Below are 17,736 nucleotides of genomic sequence, written 5' to 3' on the forward strand. Positions count from 1 at the left end.
ACATGCTGCCTACCGGCACCCTAACCGGTAGGCAGCATGCCCGCCAACAGGGTGGCAATCCCCAGGAACGACATAAAGCCCGCAATATCGGTGACCGTGGTCAACACAATGGATGAGGACTGGGCCGGGTCCAGGCCGAACTTCTTCAGCACCATGGGCACCAGGGCGCCGGAGCCACAGGCAATGGTCAGGGACGAAATCATCGCCAGGGTCATCACCAGCGCCAACCCCATGGAGCCACTCCAGACCCAAACACCGATGGAACAGGTCACCGCAATGGCAATGCCGTTCAGAAATCCCACCATGCTTTCCTTGCGAAACACCTGCCACCAGTGGCGGGTGGTGATCTCCTTCAGGGTCAGCCCACGCATGGTCACCGCCAGCGCCTGCGCCCCGGCATTCCCGCTCTGACCGGCGGCCACCGGCAACAGGATCGCCAGGGCAGTGAACTGCGAAATAATACCCTCAAACGCGCCCACCACCGCCGCCGCGGCAAACGCGGTCAGCAGATTGATCTGCAGCCAGGGCATGCGCTTGCGCACGGCAAACCAGCTGCTGGACAGCGCCCGCTCATCCTTGCTGGCACCCACCATCACTGCCATGTCTGCCGCCAGTTCTTCCTTCGCCTGTTGATAGACGTCCTCATCCCGGATGATGCCCACCACCCGGTCATTGACATTCAGTACCGGCAACATGGTGACCTTTGCACCTTCAAATTTCTCGATGACGTCTTCCTTGGAATCCAGGGTATTCAGGTAATGGGCAATGGGACGCGCCAGTTTGGACACCTTGCTTTTCGGGTCCGCCAGAATCAGGTCCCCCAGGTCCAGGGTGCCCACCACCTGATCCTCATGATTGGCCAGGAACAGGGCATCCATTTTTTTGGGATGGCGGATCTTGATTTGATGCAGCACCTCTTCAACCGTCAGCGTGCTGTAGAACATGTGAATGCGAGGGTCCATCAGGCGCCCGGCGGAGCCATCCGGATACGCCAGCAAATCCTGAAATTCCTTGGCCAGGGATTTGTGTGCCTGCGCCATCGTTGCCAACAGTTGTTCCCGGGTGTCGGTATCCAGGCGGGACAACAGGGAAGTCGCCAGATGCACATCCAGTTTGGCCAGCAGATCCATAACCTTGTGGTCAGGCCAGTGTTCCAGTAACTGCTCACTGAGCCCGGCGGGAATGTGATTGAACAACGCCACCAGCACATGCAACGGCTGTTGAGCCAGCACCGTGGCGGCGTGCTGAATGGGTAACTTGGCGATCTCCCGGGCGGCCTTGGCCGGGTACTGAATCAGGTAAGCATTGGTGAGCCGTTGGGCGGTATCTTTTAAATGCTCGGTTGTTGCTGTCATGGTTTCACCACTGGTTCATTGTTCTTCGATCCGCGGCCGGCTTCAGCCAATGCCCTTGCCCACCACATCCAGCAGACCGCGCATGCTGTCACTGTAGGCCTGTATCAGATCCTGGGCGGCACCGGCAGCCGGAGCATGGGCGGGTTCCAGCAGCTGGGCATGGGTGGATAACAGGCGGCGGATGTCGCTATACCAGATCACACCGATCAGTTCCCGGCGCCGATTCACCACCGCCGCCACATCCTGCTGCTGCCAGACAGGAAGGCTGATGGCCGTGGATAAGGTCATTGCACCGTTGATCAGTTCCGGCTTGGGCCCGGCTATGCTTTCCAGGGTGATGGTTTTGGTGCTGCGCAACAGTACCGTAAAGGACAGGGTCGCCACTGGCCGCCGCTCATCATCCACCACCAGGATCACCCGATCCTCCGCAAAGGATTTGCGTTTCAGCCGTTTCAGCGCGTCCTCCACCGACATATCAACCGGGAACACCGGCACGTCGGTTTCCACCCAGGCCCCCAGCATGTCGTCTTTGTAGGTGAGCAGCAGTTGGCAGGCAGTGCGGCGCTTGAGAGGGAGCTGGTTCAGAAGTTCCTGCTGGCGGTTTTTGTCCAGATGGCGCAATACCGCGCACACATGGTTGTTGGACAGCTCAGCCAACCACAGAATGGTGGCGCTGATCTCGGCGTGCAACAGCACCGCGGCACAGGCCGAGGGCGCCATTTCCCGCAGCACCTCCTGGGCCAGCGGATGCGGGGCGTTGGACAGGAACTCTGCCACTTCAGCCGGCTCCATCTCCTCCAGCAACCGGGCCGCCGCCTTGGATTCCTGTTTGATAAAACTGAACGCCATTCGATAAATCTGATCAGTCATATATGAAGCCCTATTTGCCGCTGCCGGAGCTGGATTTAATGCAGCCGACGTTTTCCATGAACAGGTTGGCCGGCACCGTGACCCGCCCCTGATGGGATTCGATCACCAGCATGGTGCCGCTGATTTCCACCACCACACCGTCGATACCCGCGATACTGACCTCATCCCCCAGCTGCAGGAACTTGGCCGCCTGCTGGGCCCCAATGATGTTGGCCACCAGGGTTCTGGCCCCCAGGGCAAAGCTGAGGGAAAAGCCCCCCAGCAGAATCGCGGACATCACAATAAAGAACTGGGTGAAAAAGTGAATATTGATGCCAAATTGTTCGATACCGATGACAATGGCCGTGAAGAAGACCGCAAACTGCGTCACCTTGCCGATCCACTTGGCCTGCTTGGAGCCCGCGGATTCCACCGCCGACACCACCATCAACTCGACGATGTTGCTGATCAGATAGCCACCGATCATGATCAGCAGACCCACCGCCAGTTTGGGCAAATACAGCAACAGGTCTGACATCCATCTGGACACCATTTCCAGACCCAGGCTGTTGGCGGCGGCCGCCACAAATAACAGGAACACCAGCCAGAAAATCATCTTGCTGACGGCATTGATATTGATGGGCCTGAATTTGAGATCCGGTTTGACGAACAGCGACGGAAACAGGCGCACCAACAGGCGCTCAAAAAAATGCATGCCCGTACGCGTGGCCCTGGAGATCAGGAACGCCACCAGGCCGCCGATCACCAGCAACAGAAACGCTCCCAGCAATTTGGGTGCAAATACAATCAGTTGCTGTAACATTTGTTCATAGGTCAGCGCCAACACTTCCTGCCAACCCCGAGCCTGGTCGGGCGCCATATTTGCTTCCCCTTCTGCATCCGCTGTGGTGAACCTGATTCCTCCATATTGTGTATAAATACCCTATAAGTTACTACCGCATTCTGCGTCATGGTCCGGACGGTCTTGGGCGGCAGTGGGCAAAAAGCATTCGCGGGATGTGACTATTACCTTGATCCAGTGAGCCGCCCGCCCTTACTTTAGGCAGAGTGTGATTGAATCGGGCTGAGGTTTAGGGGGAATAGAATGTGGACAAGACACCGTCGAATCGACTTTTCTGATGTGGACTATCCGGGGACCCTGTTTCGCGCCGACGCGGCCAATTTCCGCATTCCACCCACGCCGCGCCAGATCAAATACATCATCATCCACATCACCGGCGGCCCGGCCCAGGATGAAGGCCCGGCCATCAACACGTTTCGCCATGGCCCGGCCAGTGCGCACTACATTGTGAATCGTCAGGGGCACGTCACGCAGTTTGTACGGGATGCCCACATCGCCAACCATGTGGACAACATCAACTCCGCCACCAACCGCGACAGCATCGGCATTGAGCATGTGAACCAGTGGAGCCACGGCATTCACATGCGCCCCACTCACCGTCAGTATGAGGCCTCGGCCCGTCTGGTGGCGTGGCTGTGCCAGCGTTACAACATTCCCATTGTGCACGATACCCGGCGCCATGCTCCGGGCATCCGCGGCCACATTGAGGAACAACCCCATTCCGGCCACACTGCCTGCCCCAACCCGGCCTGGGATTGGCACAGTTATATTTCGTTGGTGCAGAATATTCAGGTCCCGAACCTGGATGCGTTCATCGCCAGCCTGGCGCGGGACCCGTTTCCAATGGAGTGAGCAGCGTGAGCGCGGCCCCGGGCTCAGAACTCCGGGGTTGAAGCGGCGTTGGCCTTACGCTGGCGAATCACGTAGTCTGAATTGTACTGATTGATGGCGTTGAACGCGGTGCCCGAGGTCAAACGGAACACAGACATCACCGAAAGCCCCTTGTTGCAGGTGATCTCGAACAGCATTTGCGAGCCATCCCCGAGATTGTCTGTCTTGCCCACCAGGCGGGTGCCGGATGACTCGAACATCTTGTTCATCTTTTTAATGAAGTTCTTCTGTTTCTTTTCCACATTGCGGACCCCTTTCAGGTCCACCTTGGAGCCACCCCAGGTATAGCGCTTCGAACCGCTGGCAACGTCCAGGCGGGAATAGGGCTCATTGGAATATTTTTTAATGGCTTTTTTGGCCACGTCTTTACACACCATGTCTTCGCGCATCAGCACACTGAAATCCCACAGCGCAAACAGCTCTTTCCCCATCACATCACGCCCCTGCGTGCTCACGGTGTACTTGGGGTTATTGGCGAATTTCGCCAACTGAGGGGAACTCAAAGTGGCTTCAAGCTGGGGCTTGGTGTAGTACCCCAGATCAACGCCGAAGATGTCCAGTCCGGTGGCCAGATCCGGCAAGCCGGAAGGCGCCATGGAGGAATTGCCGCTGGTGCCGAACACCCGCTTGTTCACTTCACTTTCAAGCATGTCGGAGGCGTTTTCCATAGTGGCGGTCTGCTTCACAGTGGCTGAGGTTTGCTGCGCAGAGTCCACCGTTTCCTGGGCGGATGTGCTGGTTTCCGTGACCTTGCCCTGCATTTCATCCACTTTTTTATTAAGCTCCTCCAGCTGGTCAAAAAATCCTGCCTGCGCGGTAGCAGACAATCCCAACGACAACACGGCAGCAATGGTAAAACGGTTTTTCATCTGAAGCCCCCCAAAGGCGTTATGGTGACACCGCTGCGCCGATAACCCAGTCGATGTGCGGTCACAAAACAGAAATACAGTGGTTACATTGAATTCAACAAAGACAGCGGGCAACGCTGCTGCAACCGCCCCTGACTGCACCCCACACGGTGCAGAACCCCACAGAGGACAGTGGCGACAAACCCGATGCTTCAGGTCGGAAACACACTCTCAAACCTGAAAGTCATAGTGCGACAGCCAACCACCCCCGTCAAGACCATTGTCCATCTGCGGGCGCAGGGCCCCAGCCAGGGCTGTTGCGCCCCTGCCGAATGCCATTAACTGACTGAATATTGGGAATTTTTGATCTGGTCCGAGGAAACCGGGAAAAGCACTGCGCTTCTGCTACTGTTATAATCAACACTGTTTTCCACTGCAGGCCGCAGCGCTTGCCGGCATTATCCGTATAAAATCCAAGAGGTCGTAATGATTAAGCTGTTTCGGATCGTAAGCTGCGCGGAGGGTTTGTCCTACCTGATTATCCTCAGCGTCACCCTGGGCTTCATCAGCCGGGATTATGTATTTGTTCTGGGCATGACCCACGGTGTGTTGTTTATGGTGTATCTGGTGTTATCCCTGCTGGTGAGCAATCAGCGAGGCTGGTCCGTCATCAAATGGCTGGGGTTGTTCGTGGCCGCCGTGGTGCCCTTTGCGTTTATTCCGGTTGAATGGTGGATGCGCAAGGAAGCGACCAATGCCCAACCGCCTGCCCTGCAAACCAATCCTTCGTAATCAGCAAGGGCCGAATTCAGTTCAATCCTGCGACGAACCGGACTCGGCCTTCTCCACCGCATCCTCAATCACCGCCCGCGCTTCATCGCAATGATCTGCTGCTGCCGTGGCGCGATCCATGATTCCGGTATAGAGGAACGACATGCCCCCGGTGAGAACGGCGGCGCCCCCGCTGAGCAGAACGCCTTTTCGATTCAATCCGACGCTGGGCCGCCCCAAGGTGCCACCCAGTTTCACAAACGGCGTCACGAACATATCGGCGCTCACCCCCACGCCGGTGCGGGGCTTGGTATTGAATTCGATGTTGAGGGCTTCACTGTTGAGATCGATGCTGCCGCCACCCACCACCATCAATTGATCGCTTTGCAACAGAAAACCTTTGATCTCGCCAAACCCGGAGGTAAATCGCAGCGCAAACATGCTGCACTCCCAATGGGTAAATTTCTGCTTGTGCATGAACGGATTCAACGCCGTGATCAACTGCGACAGAATGTCGCCGGAGAAGCGGCGGACCAGATCATTGTTCACCTTGCCGGCTCCCTGATTCAGGGCAATACCGCCGTCCAGCTTGCCCGCCAGAGCGCGGATGGTGTTGCCGGAGCTCTGTACCAGAATGTTGAGGTTGGTAATGGGCACCTCCTCTTTCGGAACGCCGGGACCGGTCAGCATCCCCAAACGAATATCACGAACCTTGCTGTCCACAGCAATTTTGGCCTCACTGCCGCTGGCATCAAGCTCGACCGTGCTGGTGAAGCTCCCCCCTAAATAGCCGGAGAACTGATTGGTGAGACTCACTTTCCCGTGGCGGGCGTCTGCATTCAGTTTGAATTGCTCGAGTTCCGTATTACGTAGCATCAGCCGCTCGACATCCGCATCCAGTTTCAGGTTTAACGACCGCAACAGATCCATGGGCAGCGGCGTATCGTCGAACACAAAAGGCGAGATGGAAGCAGGCTTGGTTGCGGATTCTGATTCAGGTTCATCGTTCAACGGCATAAAGGGAGTCAGGTCCAACACCTTTGACCTGGCCTGAGCGTCAAACCGCAGCGGTTCCCCCAGGTTAATCTGCACCGAGCCCCGCACATCACTGTTCCCCAGCGTTGCCTGGTAAAGGCCCACCGAAATCCGGTCTTCGCCCAGCGTGATGTGGCCTTTCAATGCCACCGCCTGATCCGGCAGCCCCTCTACCTGCAACAAGCTGCCCAGCTTGGCCAGCGAGTTCACCGCCAGATCAACATCGAAACCCTGTGCCGGAAAATCAATCCGCGCCTTCAGTGCTACCGGTTCAGCGGGGTTCTGTGCTTCTGGCTCGGCCTCAATCCGGGCTTGAACGCTGTGCTGTGCTACCTCAGCGGTCACCTGCAGGGGCAGATCCCCATACCGCAGTTTGCCTTGCAGCCGGGTCGTTTGCTCCCCCGTCGCCGCAATGGATTCCAACACCATCACCTGATCCTGGCTTTGCGGTTGCCGATAGGTAATCCGCACGCCCTGAATGTCCGCGGCATGCACCACCACGGGTATACTCATCCCGCCAGTCTCTTGGTTTAATGGGGGCTCCGGATCGCTTTGCATAACCCCGTCGCTTTGCATAACCCCGTCGCTTTGCATAACCCCGTCGCTTTGCATAAAGGGGAACGACCAATTCATCTGCTGCTGGGGCCCGGTTTCCAGTAACAGCGTAGCCTGCTGCAGTTCGATGCGATTGATCACGATGGGATGCGCACGCCAGGCCAACAGCCCCATGCGCACATAGGCTCTGTCCGCCTGCAGCATAACGGGTTCAGACCCCCACTCCGCATTAGCAAGGCTGACGTTGGTAAGTTCCAGGGTCGGCACGGGGAGCAGATGTACCGACAATGCGCCATCGATTCGAAACTCGCGGCCGGTTAAATCACTGATCGTGGATTCAACCTTCGGCTTCAGAAAACCAAAATCCACGAACCAGAGCACCAACACCAACAGGACACACACCGACAGCAGGGTTGCAGCGGTGATTTTGAACATTCTGACTGCCAGCATTAGGCTACATCACCACATCAAGTCGTCCGGAATCTGGTAATCGGCGTAGGGATCATCCTCGGCCGGCTGGTCAGCAGGGGCCTGGTTCAACACCACCACACACCCCTCATCCCGCTGGGCAATCTTTGCCGCGACTTTGAGCGGCACCAATTCGTACTGTTCGTTCAGGGTTACAATCGCCAGTTGCCCTGCCACCAGACGCCGTTGCTGCTCATCGGTCACATAGATTTTCTTGATCTTCTTGTTATGGGCAAACTGGTAGGGCTGCTCCGCGCCTTCCCGCTTCAGGCGGGAGGTTTCCACCAATTGCCGGATCTGGGCCTGGATCGCCTTGCGCTCCGCCTCCTCCTGATTCTGCTGGTTGATCAGCCGATCCTTTTCCTGCTTCTCTGCCCGTGCCTTGGCAGCCAGGAGCTTGGCTTCATCCTGCTGCACCTGCCCCTTGGGGACCTGCCGCTGCTGTTTGTGTTTTTCCTTTTTGACCTTCTGATTTTTGGCTTTGTCGATGATGCCGGCTTTCAGCAACTGATCCTGTAGCGATGCCATGATGTGTGCTTCCTGAGTGAAAAATCAAACGGTGGAATTCTAACCCAGGAGTCCCGCTGGGCAAAAACAATCGCACCAGCCGGCAACCCTGCGCCCATAAGCGCTTGAATTAACGGAGCAATTCAACCTGACCCCGTGGCGGCAAAAGGCTGCCATCCCACCGTAAACTCACCCTTTGGGGTGAGTCTTCCCTATCGTCAGACCGGTAAACTGATAGAATCCCGATCCGGAGCCCCCCTTGAATCCACAGGAGACCGACGCAACATGGATGACCGCAGAACCCCTCCCCGCAAGTCCAACACCATCAAAACAGGACTGATCAGCCGCACCTTCACCACCGCCAAAATGTCCGCCCGCCTGGGCATGGGGGCCACCAAAAAGCTGTTGAACGTGAGTGCCGACAATCCTGAAAAGGCCATCGAAGTGGCCGCCAAACTGGTGAACGAGTTTGATGGTATGAAGGGGCTGATGATGAAGTTCGGCCAGATGGCCAGTTACCTGGGCACGCATCTGCCGGCGGAAGCGCGGGACATTCTGGCCACACTGCAGGCCAGCAGTACCGCCATGGCCTTCGAAGACGTACGCGAACTGATTGAAGCCGAACTGCACGCCCCCATCGAGTCCTGCTTTGATCAGTTCGAGGAAACCGCCTTCGCCGCAGCCTCCATTGGCCAGGTGCACAAGGCGGTGGTAAACGGCAAACCGGTGGCGGTAAAAGTGCAGTATCCGGAGATCGAGAAACTGCTGTCCATGGACCTGAAGCTGGTGGGTAACCTGTTCACGGTGTTCATGGCGGGGACCTCGCTGCCCGGGCGCGCCATGGCCCAGGAGCTAAAGGCCCGCCTGTTGGAAGAATGCGACTACGATCTGGAAGCCCGCAACCAGATGAAGATCCGGGCCCTGAGTGAAAACACGCCTGGCGAGCACGTCCCTGCCGTCATCGCCCGCCTTTCCAGCCGCCGTGTACTCACCACGGAATTCTGCAGTGGCATGAACTTTCAGGATTTTTGTAGCAGCGCATCACCGGAGCAGAAAAACCAGGCCGGCCTAACCATATTCACCCACACCATGAATGCCATCTTCCGCCATTGTTATTTCAATGGTGATCCGCACCCCGGCAACTATCTGTTTCAGCCGGACGGCCGGGTCACCTTCCTGGATTTCGGCTGTATCAAAAAGTTCGAACCGGCCTACATCAACAACTGGAAAGCCATGGCGAAATCCATTCTGGAGCAACGCAAATCAGACAACCTGAAGGCCACCGACGCCATGGGGCTGATCGGGCGAATGAAGGCGTTTGATCATGACCATCACTGGGAAATGATGAACCACGTCTACACCCCGTTCACCACCGAGACGCCTTTCACCTTCACCCATGAGTTCAATTCAAAAACCACGCGTCTGATGATCTGGGAAAACAAAAACAAATTCAGCGGCGCCATGCCCGCCGACTTTCTGTTTATCAATCGCCTGCAGTGGGGCCTGGCGGCCATTCTGGCGGACATGGGCGCTACCGCGGTGTTCGCAACCCCGTTTCGGGCGGCCGTATATGCCGATGCAGTACCCCTGTTTGAGCCCAATTGAGGAATGGGCTCACCCCCACACGGATGAAGCGGCGACGACGCCTGTGTGACACTTGCATGACACGCATCCGCCAATCATCGCCGCCTGGTCAGTCCACTTAAACAACCCCGTTTTAACAAAAGCGTCACCGGAATTATTTATGGTTCCGTAGCGCTATTTCACATGCTGAAGATTTCGGGACAACCGGGGGATCATAAAATGGACTTCAAGCCTTTCACCACCGCCGTGGTGTTCTCGACTATTGCTTTGGTATCCACTCCCGCCTTTGCCGCCGCACTGCAGAACGGTGCCGCGCCCACCGGTACGCTGTCCTCCCCATTGGACGTGGACAGTTGGACCTTCTCCGCCAACGCCGGGCAAAGCATTCATCTGCAGGTTGCCGAACTCAGTGGCACTGACCTGCAGCCGCTGTTGCGCTTGTACGACCCCGGCCACGTGGAGGTGACGTCGAACTGGGGCCAGGATTCCACCGACCTCAAATATGTGGCCAGCCAAACCGGAACCTATACCGTAGAGGTGCTGGACGCCACCTCCACCCCGGATGGCACCGGCACCTATCAAATGTTCCTTGCCCTTTCCAGCGGCAGCTTCCAGATCCCCGCCGGTGATGAAGGTGGCAGCCTGATCAGCGGCAACAAGCACAGCGGAACCATTTCACTGGCAGATCTGGATATCTGGACATTTTCCGTGGACGCCATGGAAACCGTGTTTCTGCAAATCGGCGAAACCGCCACAAGCTCCAGTGGCTTTCAGCCGGAGATCACCGTGTACGACCCCTTCGGCAGGGAAGTGGGCAGTAATTGGGGCAATACCTCCGCCGACCTGACGTTCCAAAGCCCTCTGGCCGGCCAATACACGGTGGTGGTGAAAGAGTCCACGGCGGATGTGGTCGACAGCGGCTCCTATGATTTGTACTTTACCAGCGCCGGGCAATCGTACATTACGCCCCCCGGTGATCACGGTGGTCCCCTGACCAATGGAGGTGTGCATTCCGGCTACATTGATCTGGCAGACATCGACGCCTGGAGTTTCAGCGCAGAAGCCAATGATACGGTCCTAATTCAGGTGGCGGACATCAACGGCAATGCCGGTTTTCAACCCCAGGTTTTCCTGTTTGATGCCTTTGGCAACGAAGTGCAAACCAACTGGGGCAACAGCGCCGCGGACCTGAAGGTGCAGTTAACCAAAGGCGGCCAATACACGGTGATCGTCAAAGAATCCACTGCCGACGTACCGGACACTGGTGCCTATCAACTGTATTTCACCAACACCAGTGAAAACCTGGTGGTCCCGGCGGGAGACCAGGGTGGTGTGGTCACCAATGGCGGCGTCTACGATGGGGAGATCGAGCTGGCCGATATAGATGCCTGGACCTTCACAGGGGAAAAGGGCAACACCGTGGTCATTCAGGTGGGGGAAGTGGCGGATCACACCAGCGGATTCCAGCCGGAAGTCAGCCTTTACGATCCCCTGGGTAACCAGCTGGATCTCAACTGGGGCAACACAGCCGCTGACCTGACCGTGGCACTCCCCATGGCGGGCGAGTACACCATTGTGGTGAAAGAATCCTCCGTCGACGTGCCCGATTCCGGCACCTATAGACTCTACTTCAACAGCGTTACCGAGGCGTCACTGATGGTACCCACCGGCGACGAAGGTGGCGTGCTTGACAACGGCAGTGTTCATGAAGGGGACATTGATCTGGGCGACGTGGACGCCTGGACCTTCATCGGCGAAGTCTACCAAACGGTACACCTGCAGATCGCCGAAGTCACCGATGACACCAGCGGTTTCCAACCGGAGATCCGCCTGTACGACCCCATGGGCAACCTGGTCACCAGCAACTGGGGTAACGTCTCCGCGGACATCAGCACCACCCTGGAGCGCAATGGCCAGTACACGGTGATCGTCCGTGAATCCAGTGCCGATGTACCAGACACCGGCAGCTATAAACTCTACTTCCAGCAACTCGCCGAAAGTTTCACTGTTGCCGGCAATGATGACGGGGGCACCCTCTTCAGCGGTACGCCCCAGGCGGGCACCATTGAGCGGGCCGATCTCGACGCCTGGACTTTCTATGTGGACGCAGAAGACCAGATCGACCTGACCCTGACGGAGCTGACCGATAACGGCGGCTTCTACCCGCAAATCACCCTCTATGATCCCCTGGGCCGACCGCTGGTCTCCGGCCAGGGCACTACGGGCGGCAGCATCAGCACACCGGCGATTCTGTCCGGCCTGTACACCGCCGTGGTGGCGGACGGTACTGGTGACGTCCCCAACAGCGGCACTTACGAGCTGGCCTATACCCGCACCAATGTGGCCTCTCCGGTACCCGCCGGTGCCAGCATCGCCACCATCGACAACGGTGAGTTGATCTCCGGTACCTTCAACGGCTCCACCGACATCGACAAATACCAACTCAACGTGGTGGCCGGCGAAACGGTTTACCTGCGCTTGGGGGACACCAGCAACAGTTACCTCAACCCGCGGTTGCGCGTGTTCAGCAGCAGCGGTGCCATTCTGTGGTCTTCGGTAAGCAGCACCTGGACCGAGGCAGAATTCAAAGCCCCCGCCAATGATACCCTGACGGTCGCGGTCTCCAACGACTACACCACCACCGCCAGCTATGACTACCGGCTCACGGCAGCACTGGCTTCACAACCCATCAACACGGTAGCGGGTGACATCGGCGGAGTGATCAGCAGCGGTCAACTGATCAGTGGCACCCTGGCCGGGGGGGACGCCGATGTGTTCAACCTGACGGTCAGTGCCGGTGAGGCGGTCTATGTGCGCCTGGGTGACACCAGCAATTCTTATGTCAGCCCAAAATTGAGGGTCTATCGCAGCAATGGGGACATCCTGTGGTCCTCCTCAGCGTCGCAATGGACTGACGCCCTGTTCCACGCCCCCGCCTCCGAAACCCTCACCATCGTGGTCTCCAACCATTACGCCATATCCAGTATTTATGACTACAAACTCAGTGCGGTGGTGGCGTCCCAAAGCGTCACCTCCAGCAGCGGGGATGAAGGTGGCCTGATCCACTCCGGTGAATTGATCAGTGGGTCCTTCGAAGGCGGCGATGCGGACGTGTTCAACCTGGCCGTCAGCGCCGGAGAAGCCGTCTACATTCGGGTGGGTGATACCAACAACTCATACGTCAGTCCCCAGCTTATGGTGTTGGGCGCCAATGGCAACCTGCTGTGGGCATCGAGCGCCTCCCACTGGACCGAAGCACTGTTTGAAGCGCCCCATACGGAAACCCTCACCATCGTGACGGCCAACGGTTACGCCATCTCATCGCCTTACGCCTACGAACTCACCGCAGTGGTGGCTTCACAAACTATTACCACCAGTGCGGGTGACGAGAGCGGCACCATCGTCAGCGGCGAAGAGGTTGCCGGGTTGTTTGCAGGTGGCGACGCAGATGTATTCAACCTGGCGGTGCAGGCCGGTGAGAGCGTATACGTGCGTGTGGGTGACACCAACAACAGCTATGCCAACCCGAGCCTGAGGATCTTCAGCAGCAGCGGACAACTGCTTTGGACCTCAAACCAGTCCCATTGGACAGAAGCGCTGCTGAAAGCACCTGCCACCGAAACCCTCACCATCGTGGCCTCAAACGGTTACGCTAACTCATCAGATGAGAGCTATCGTCTCACCGCCATGGCAGCCTCCCAGACCATCACCACCCTGGTGGGCGATGAGGGTGGCGACATCGACAGTGGGGCGCTGGTGAGTGGATATCTGTCCGGTGGCGATACTGACCTGTTCAGCCTGTCGGTGGTGGCCGGGGAACCGGTGTACCTGCGCTTCGGTGACACCAACAATTCCTACTTCAGTCCACAGCTGCGCATTTTCAGCAGCAGCGGCGCGGTGCTCTGGTCTTCCGCTAACAGCCATTGGACTGAAGCGCTGTTCCAGGCGCCGGCTACTGAGAACATCCGCGTACTGGTTTCCAACGGATATCCGATTTCCTCTGAATACGAATATGAACTTACTGGCGTCGTCGCATCGCAGGCCGTGACCACGCTCGCCGGGGACGAAGGCGGCACCCTCACCAACGGCATGACCCTCTCGGGAAGTTTCGCCGGTGGTGATGCCGACGTCTACAAAGTCATCGTGCAGAACGGCGTACCGGTGCAGATCCATCTAGATGACGGCGGCACCAGCTATACCACTCCGACCCTGTATATTATCAACAGCAACCGGGAACTGGTGGCCTATGGCAGCACCAACTCCTCCACCATTCTGGACTGGGTGCCTACCCACAACGAAGTCGTGACGATCATCGTCGCCAACGCCTACCCATCCTCTGCAAACTACGGCTACAACCTCACCGGCACCGGCATCAGCCCCTTCACTCCACCGCTTTCCAGCGGGCCCGGTGAAGACGTGCCACTGCCCCTGTGGGCGCTACTGATGCTGGGCGGTGTGGTCACCTGGCTGTCGAAGCGATATGGTTCACACAATGCGTAAACCACTCACCAAAGCCTGGCACCAACCGCCGTTTCCGGTGCTGTTCCTGCTGCTGGCGGTGGGGTTGATGGCAGGCTACTACGCCCTGCCCCAAACCCTGATCGATCAGGTGATCGTGCGCTATTTTGCGGTGGTGCCCGGCGCCCACATTCTGGACTGGCTAACGCCCTCTTACACGGTGACCAGTGAGAACACCCGCATTCTGTCACCCTTGGCCAACCTGAACGTACTGAAGGGTTGTGAAGGCACCGAGGTGCTGCTGATCCTGTACGCCGCGATGATCGCCATGCGCCGCCCCTGGCGTGCCACCCTGATCGGATTGCTGGTGGGCAGCGCCGTGGTGTTTGTGCTGAACCAGTTCCGCATTGTCGCCCTGTATTTTGTGGTGGCCTGGCAGCGTGACTGGTTTGAAGCCGTACACGGGTTTGCGGCCCCCATTCTGATTGTGGCGTTGTGCGGCATCGGATTCATGGGCTGGTTGCGGCTTACCGCGCCGACAACCGCGCCCGCACCCACGCCAGCGGAGGCGTAACATGCCCTGGCGCACGACCTTGCTTGGGCTGGGCTGGCTGTTGTCCGCTACCCTGTTGGGGGTTGTGCTGTTTCATTGGCGCACGGAGCTGGTGAGCCTGCTGACGCCCCTGCTGCACGGGGTGGCGGCCCTGGTGGAAACCCGCATGGACGTGGCGGGCATGAATGTGTTGCAACGGGGCAGCGAACAACTGCTGGAGCTGCGCCTGGTGAGCCAACAACCCATTCAACTGTATGGGCGGGAATTTCCGGGGATGGATGTCAGCGCCACCACACTGGTCACCCACGCCATGTTGCATTTTTTTATTTTCGGAATGGCGTTGATCAGCGGCCTGATGCTGGCGCTCCCCGACTGGAAACGCGGACTGGGCCTGCTGGGGCTGTTGGCCGGTGGGTTGCTATTGTCGTTAGTCCTGGATCTGCCCTTCACCTTGCTGGGCAGCATTGAAGGGTTGCTGCTGCAACACCTGGCTCCGGATCAATTGAACCACCACCCACTGGTGTTCTGGGAGCGTTTTATGACCCAGGGTGGACGAATGGTAACGGCATTGGCGCTAAGCCTGTTGTGCTTGAATCTGGCGGGTGTGCGTTGGCCCTGGCTGTCTCGGCCAACTGCATAAAGTATTGCCTCGGGGTTTCCAACCAGGGGCTGTCATCCTCCGGCAGCCAGGGTAAGCCGCAGAACGCCAGCGCCTCCGATGGGCGGCAAACGCCTTCCAGGCAACGGTGCAGACGCCAGGTATCCAGATCCACATGCTCGGGGTTAAAACCGATTTTATTGTTGGACTGAACAATGCACTCGCTGCCCAGCATTTTCCGCAACCGATGTACGCTGGTATAAAACTTGTTGAGGGCCGCATCCCCATCGTCTGCTTCCCACAGGGCATCACAGATTTTGTTGACCGGCACCTGAACCCCGCCCAGCGCCACCATCAACTTGATCATGGACAGCAAACGATGGGGCGGCTTTTTCGGAAACACCCGTTCGGCTTCCCCCAGAAAGATCCGCAGGCCGCCAAAGCTTCGAATAAAAACAGAGGGGTGCGTATTGCGGCGCTGCTGAATCGCAGCCAGGCAGTCGTACAACCGCTCCAGATCCACCGGCTTGCTGAGAAAATAACTGATGCCCAGCTGCGCCAACCGGAACGCCTCCTCGGCGCTGGTCTCTGCACTCATCACAATCACGTCAGACTGGTTCGGCAGCAGGGCTTTGAGCTCCGCCACCGTGCCGCCAGGAAAGCGGCATTCCGCTACAACGCTGTCCGGCACTATGTCACACAAGTAAGCCTGTACCGCCGTCAGGGAGGAACAGGTTTCCACCCGGGGCGACAGCTCCCGCAGAAACGTCGTGAGATGTCGGCGCTGGCAGGATTCCTCCGCCACCACCAGAATGTCCTGCATCCTTACTCTGTTCCGGGCATCCATGCTGTTCCTTATCCTGACTTGCCAAACCAACCCATACAGTCCAATACAAAGCCAATCCGTCCTGGACCAGCCCATACTAACAGCGCCCAACATTCAATTAAGTAAATTTCAGAGGTTGTACCTGTGTAAAAGTGCCCGCAGAAACGTGCATCCCACCCGCGTTATAACAAAGCTATTTGTAAGGCGCCTGCCGCTATAGTTCCCCTGCGCCTGCGATCATTCTGATCCGGGTGAATTAGCTTCACTACCCACAACACCCATTCGAGTGTGAAAAGGAGTTCAACATGTTCCAATTACTGAAAACCACCGTTCTGGCATCTGCCTGCGCTCTGGCCGCCGCCTCCGCCCTGGCAGCGGATGCCAAAAACTACCCCGGTTCCATGGGGGTCAAGTACAGCGGCGCCACCCCCAGCTATTCCTCATCCGCCATCGTGAATCCATCCTCCAGTTCCTGGATGTACGTGGATCTGCCGGCCATCAACGATGAAGACAATGACATTCTGATTTCCTATGTGCGGGTGCTGGATCGTCATTACTCATCGGACGTGCGCTGCAGCATCAACCAGGCTTACTGGAATAATTCAGCCGACACCATGTACGGCTGGTGGGGCACCAACGTGTACAGCACCGGCTCCTCCAGCAACTCCCAAACCCTGTCCACCGGCCCGCTGGGTGGCACCGGCATGAACGTGCACACGTACTTCAGTTGCGCCGTGCCGCCCACGTATTCCGGCAATCAGTCGCGCATCATTTCCTATTACGTTTATGAAGGCTGATCAACCACCGGATTGAACCGTACCTTCGCGGTGACACAGGGCACCTTAAACATTGCGCTCCCTGTGTGACCGCGCCTTTTGGGAGAACAACATGACTCACTCTAAAATGGCACTGGGCGCAGGCCTGGTTTTGGTGGTGGCGGCAACGGCGGCCACCCTGATATGGACACGCCCGGCACCGGCGCCCGTGGATGCAGTGGTTAAAACCACAGACACCAGCGAGAACGTTTTTGCCGAACCCCGGCGCGACCAAGGTCAAAGCCAACAGAATGCAGAAACGCTGGAAAACCTGAAGGCGGACCTGCTGCAGCTGGAGGCGCAACTGGCCGCACTGCAGTATGCGCAGGAGCAACAGGCCCAGAACATCCACAGGCCGCGCCAGAACCGGTTGGCCCAGGCCAAGGAACGCCCCACGCCGGAGCAAGCGGACAGGCAGGTGGAACAACAGGTGCAACGACAGCAATCCCTCTATGAGGCGCAGCTGATGTCAGAGGCGGTGGATATGGAGTGGGCCGATGCCACCCTGGCCAAAGTGGAAACCGCCCTCATCAGCGATGAGTTCAAGGGCTTGGATTTTGTGGAAGGTAACTGCGGTGCAACCCTGTGTCGGGTAAAACTCAGCGCCAACCAGAATGTGCCCATGGAAGAAAGCCTGCAGAAACTGTCGGTGGATCGGCCCTGGAACGGGCCGACCTTTGTGTCCATGGACAGTATGGGGAACGTCAGCTTGTTCTTTGCCCGCGATGGGCACCAACTGCCGACAGAAGAACTGCTGTAAG

15 protein-coding genes are annotated in these 17,736 nt (G+C 57.8%); 8 read left to right on the forward strand and 7 right to left on the reverse strand.

What is annotated here, in order from left to right:
• Positions 1-20: 20 nt before the first annotated feature.
• Genes D9N14_RS06700 through D9N14_RS06710 form a run of 3 tightly spaced genes read right to left on the reverse strand, consistent with a single transcriptional unit; the run spans position 21 to position 3,084 of the window.
• Positions 21-1,355 (reverse strand): magnesium transporter, encoded by a 1,335-nt coding sequence (locus D9N14_RS06700; RefSeq protein ID WP_290578277.1) that lies wholly within the window; start codon positions 1,353-1,355, stop codon positions 21-23.
• A 42-nt stretch (positions 1,356-1,397) separates the two neighbouring features.
• Positions 1,398-2,225, reverse strand: coding sequence for a magnesium transporter MgtE N-terminal domain-containing protein (locus D9N14_RS06705; protein WP_290578278.1), 828 nt, complete (start codon positions 2,223-2,225; stop codon positions 1,398-1,400).
• 10 nt (positions 2,226-2,235) lie between these two features.
• Positions 2,236-3,084 (reverse strand): mechanosensitive ion channel family protein, encoded by an 849-nt coding sequence (locus tag D9N14_RS06710; protein WP_290578280.1) that lies wholly within the window; start codon positions 3,082-3,084, stop codon positions 2,236-2,238.
• Positions 3,085-3,309: 225 nt separating this feature from the next.
• Here D9N14_RS06710 and D9N14_RS06715 point away from each other — a divergent pair, with 225 nt between their 5' ends.
• Positions 3,310-3,918, forward strand: a complete 609-nt coding sequence (locus tag D9N14_RS06715) for an N-acetylmuramoyl-L-alanine amidase (RefSeq protein WP_290578285.1) — start codon at positions 3,310-3,312, stop codon at positions 3,916-3,918.
• Between the two features lie 23 nt (positions 3,919-3,941).
• Here the strand turns inward: D9N14_RS06715 and D9N14_RS06720 are convergent, their stop codons facing one another.
• Entirely contained in the window at positions 3,942-4,826 is an 885-nt protein-coding gene (locus tag D9N14_RS06720; protein ID WP_290578287.1) for a hypothetical protein, read from the reverse strand.
• Positions 4,827-5,291: 465 nt separating this feature from the next.
• Here D9N14_RS06720 and D9N14_RS06725 point away from each other — a divergent pair, with 465 nt between their 5' ends.
• Positions 5,292-5,597, forward strand: coding sequence for a DUF3817 domain-containing protein (locus tag D9N14_RS06725; RefSeq protein ID WP_290578289.1), 306 nt, complete (start codon positions 5,292-5,294; stop codon positions 5,595-5,597).
• A gap of 21 nt (positions 5,598-5,618) precedes the next feature.
• On the opposite strand, the gene D9N14_RS06730 is transcribed toward D9N14_RS06725, so the two are convergent.
• Together D9N14_RS06730 and D9N14_RS06735 are read right to left on the reverse strand one after the other, a co-directional pair.
• Positions 5,619-7,601, reverse strand: a complete 1,983-nt coding sequence (locus D9N14_RS06730; protein ID WP_290578291.1) for an AsmA family protein — start codon at positions 7,599-7,601, stop codon at positions 5,619-5,621.
• A gap of 24 nt (positions 7,602-7,625) precedes the next feature.
• Positions 7,626-8,162 carry a DUF2058 domain-containing protein gene (locus tag D9N14_RS06735; RefSeq protein WP_290578293.1) on the reverse strand — a complete coding sequence of 179 codons (537 nt, stop codon included), beginning with the start codon at positions 8,160-8,162 and terminating at the stop codon, positions 7,626-7,628.
• A gap of 264 nt (positions 8,163-8,426) precedes the next feature.
• On the opposite strand from D9N14_RS06735, the gene D9N14_RS06740 reads away from it, so the two are divergent.
• The 4 genes from D9N14_RS06740 to D9N14_RS06755 all read left to right on the forward strand — a co-directional run bounded on the left by D9N14_RS06740 (position 8,427) and on the right by D9N14_RS06755 (position 15,376).
• On the forward strand, positions 8,427-9,746 hold the full coding sequence (locus D9N14_RS06740; protein ID WP_290578295.1) for an ABC1 kinase family protein: 1,320 nt from the start codon (positions 8,427-8,429) through the stop codon (positions 9,744-9,746).
• A gap of 198 nt (positions 9,747-9,944) precedes the next feature.
• Positions 9,945-14,225: a pre-peptidase C-terminal domain-containing protein gene (locus tag D9N14_RS06745; protein ID WP_290578297.1), complete on the forward strand. Its 4,281-nt coding sequence runs from the start codon at positions 9,945-9,947 to the stop codon at positions 14,223-14,225.
• Positions 14,218-14,757, forward strand: coding sequence for an archaeosortase/exosortase family protein (locus D9N14_RS06750; protein ID WP_290578299.1), 540 nt, complete (start codon positions 14,218-14,220; stop codon positions 14,755-14,757). Before D9N14_RS06745 ends, D9N14_RS06750 begins: the two co-directional genes overlap by 8 nt.
• A gap of 1 nt (position 14,758) precedes the next feature.
• Positions 14,759-15,376 carry a hypothetical protein gene (locus D9N14_RS06755; protein ID WP_290578301.1) on the forward strand — a complete coding sequence of 206 codons (618 nt, stop codon included), beginning with the start codon at positions 14,759-14,761 and terminating at the stop codon, positions 15,374-15,376.
• On the opposite strand, the gene D9N14_RS06760 is transcribed toward D9N14_RS06755, so the two are convergent.
• Positions 15,273-16,181 carry a response regulator gene (locus tag D9N14_RS06760; RefSeq protein ID WP_290578306.1) on the reverse strand — a complete coding sequence of 303 codons (909 nt, stop codon included), beginning with the start codon at positions 16,179-16,181 and terminating at the stop codon, positions 15,273-15,275. The genes D9N14_RS06755 and D9N14_RS06760 overlap by 104 nt on opposite strands.
• 284 nt (positions 16,182-16,465) lie before the next feature.
• On the opposite strand from D9N14_RS06760, the gene D9N14_RS06765 reads away from it, so the two are divergent.
• Together D9N14_RS06765 and D9N14_RS06770 are read left to right on the forward strand one after the other, a co-directional pair.
• Entirely contained in the window at positions 16,466-16,957 is a 492-nt protein-coding gene (locus tag D9N14_RS06765) for a hypothetical protein (protein ID WP_290578308.1), read from the forward strand.
• A 91-nt stretch (positions 16,958-17,048) separates the two neighbouring features.
• Positions 17,049-17,735 (forward strand): hypothetical protein, encoded by a 687-nt coding sequence (locus D9N14_RS06770; protein WP_290578310.1) that lies wholly within the window; start codon positions 17,049-17,051, stop codon positions 17,733-17,735.
• The last annotated feature ends 1 nt before the right edge of the window (position 17,736 follow it).

This window comes from Ketobacter sp. (genome assembly GCF_003671495.1).
In the GTDB taxonomy this organism is placed as follows: domain Bacteria; phylum Pseudomonadota; class Gammaproteobacteria; order Pseudomonadales; family Ketobacteraceae; genus Ketobacter.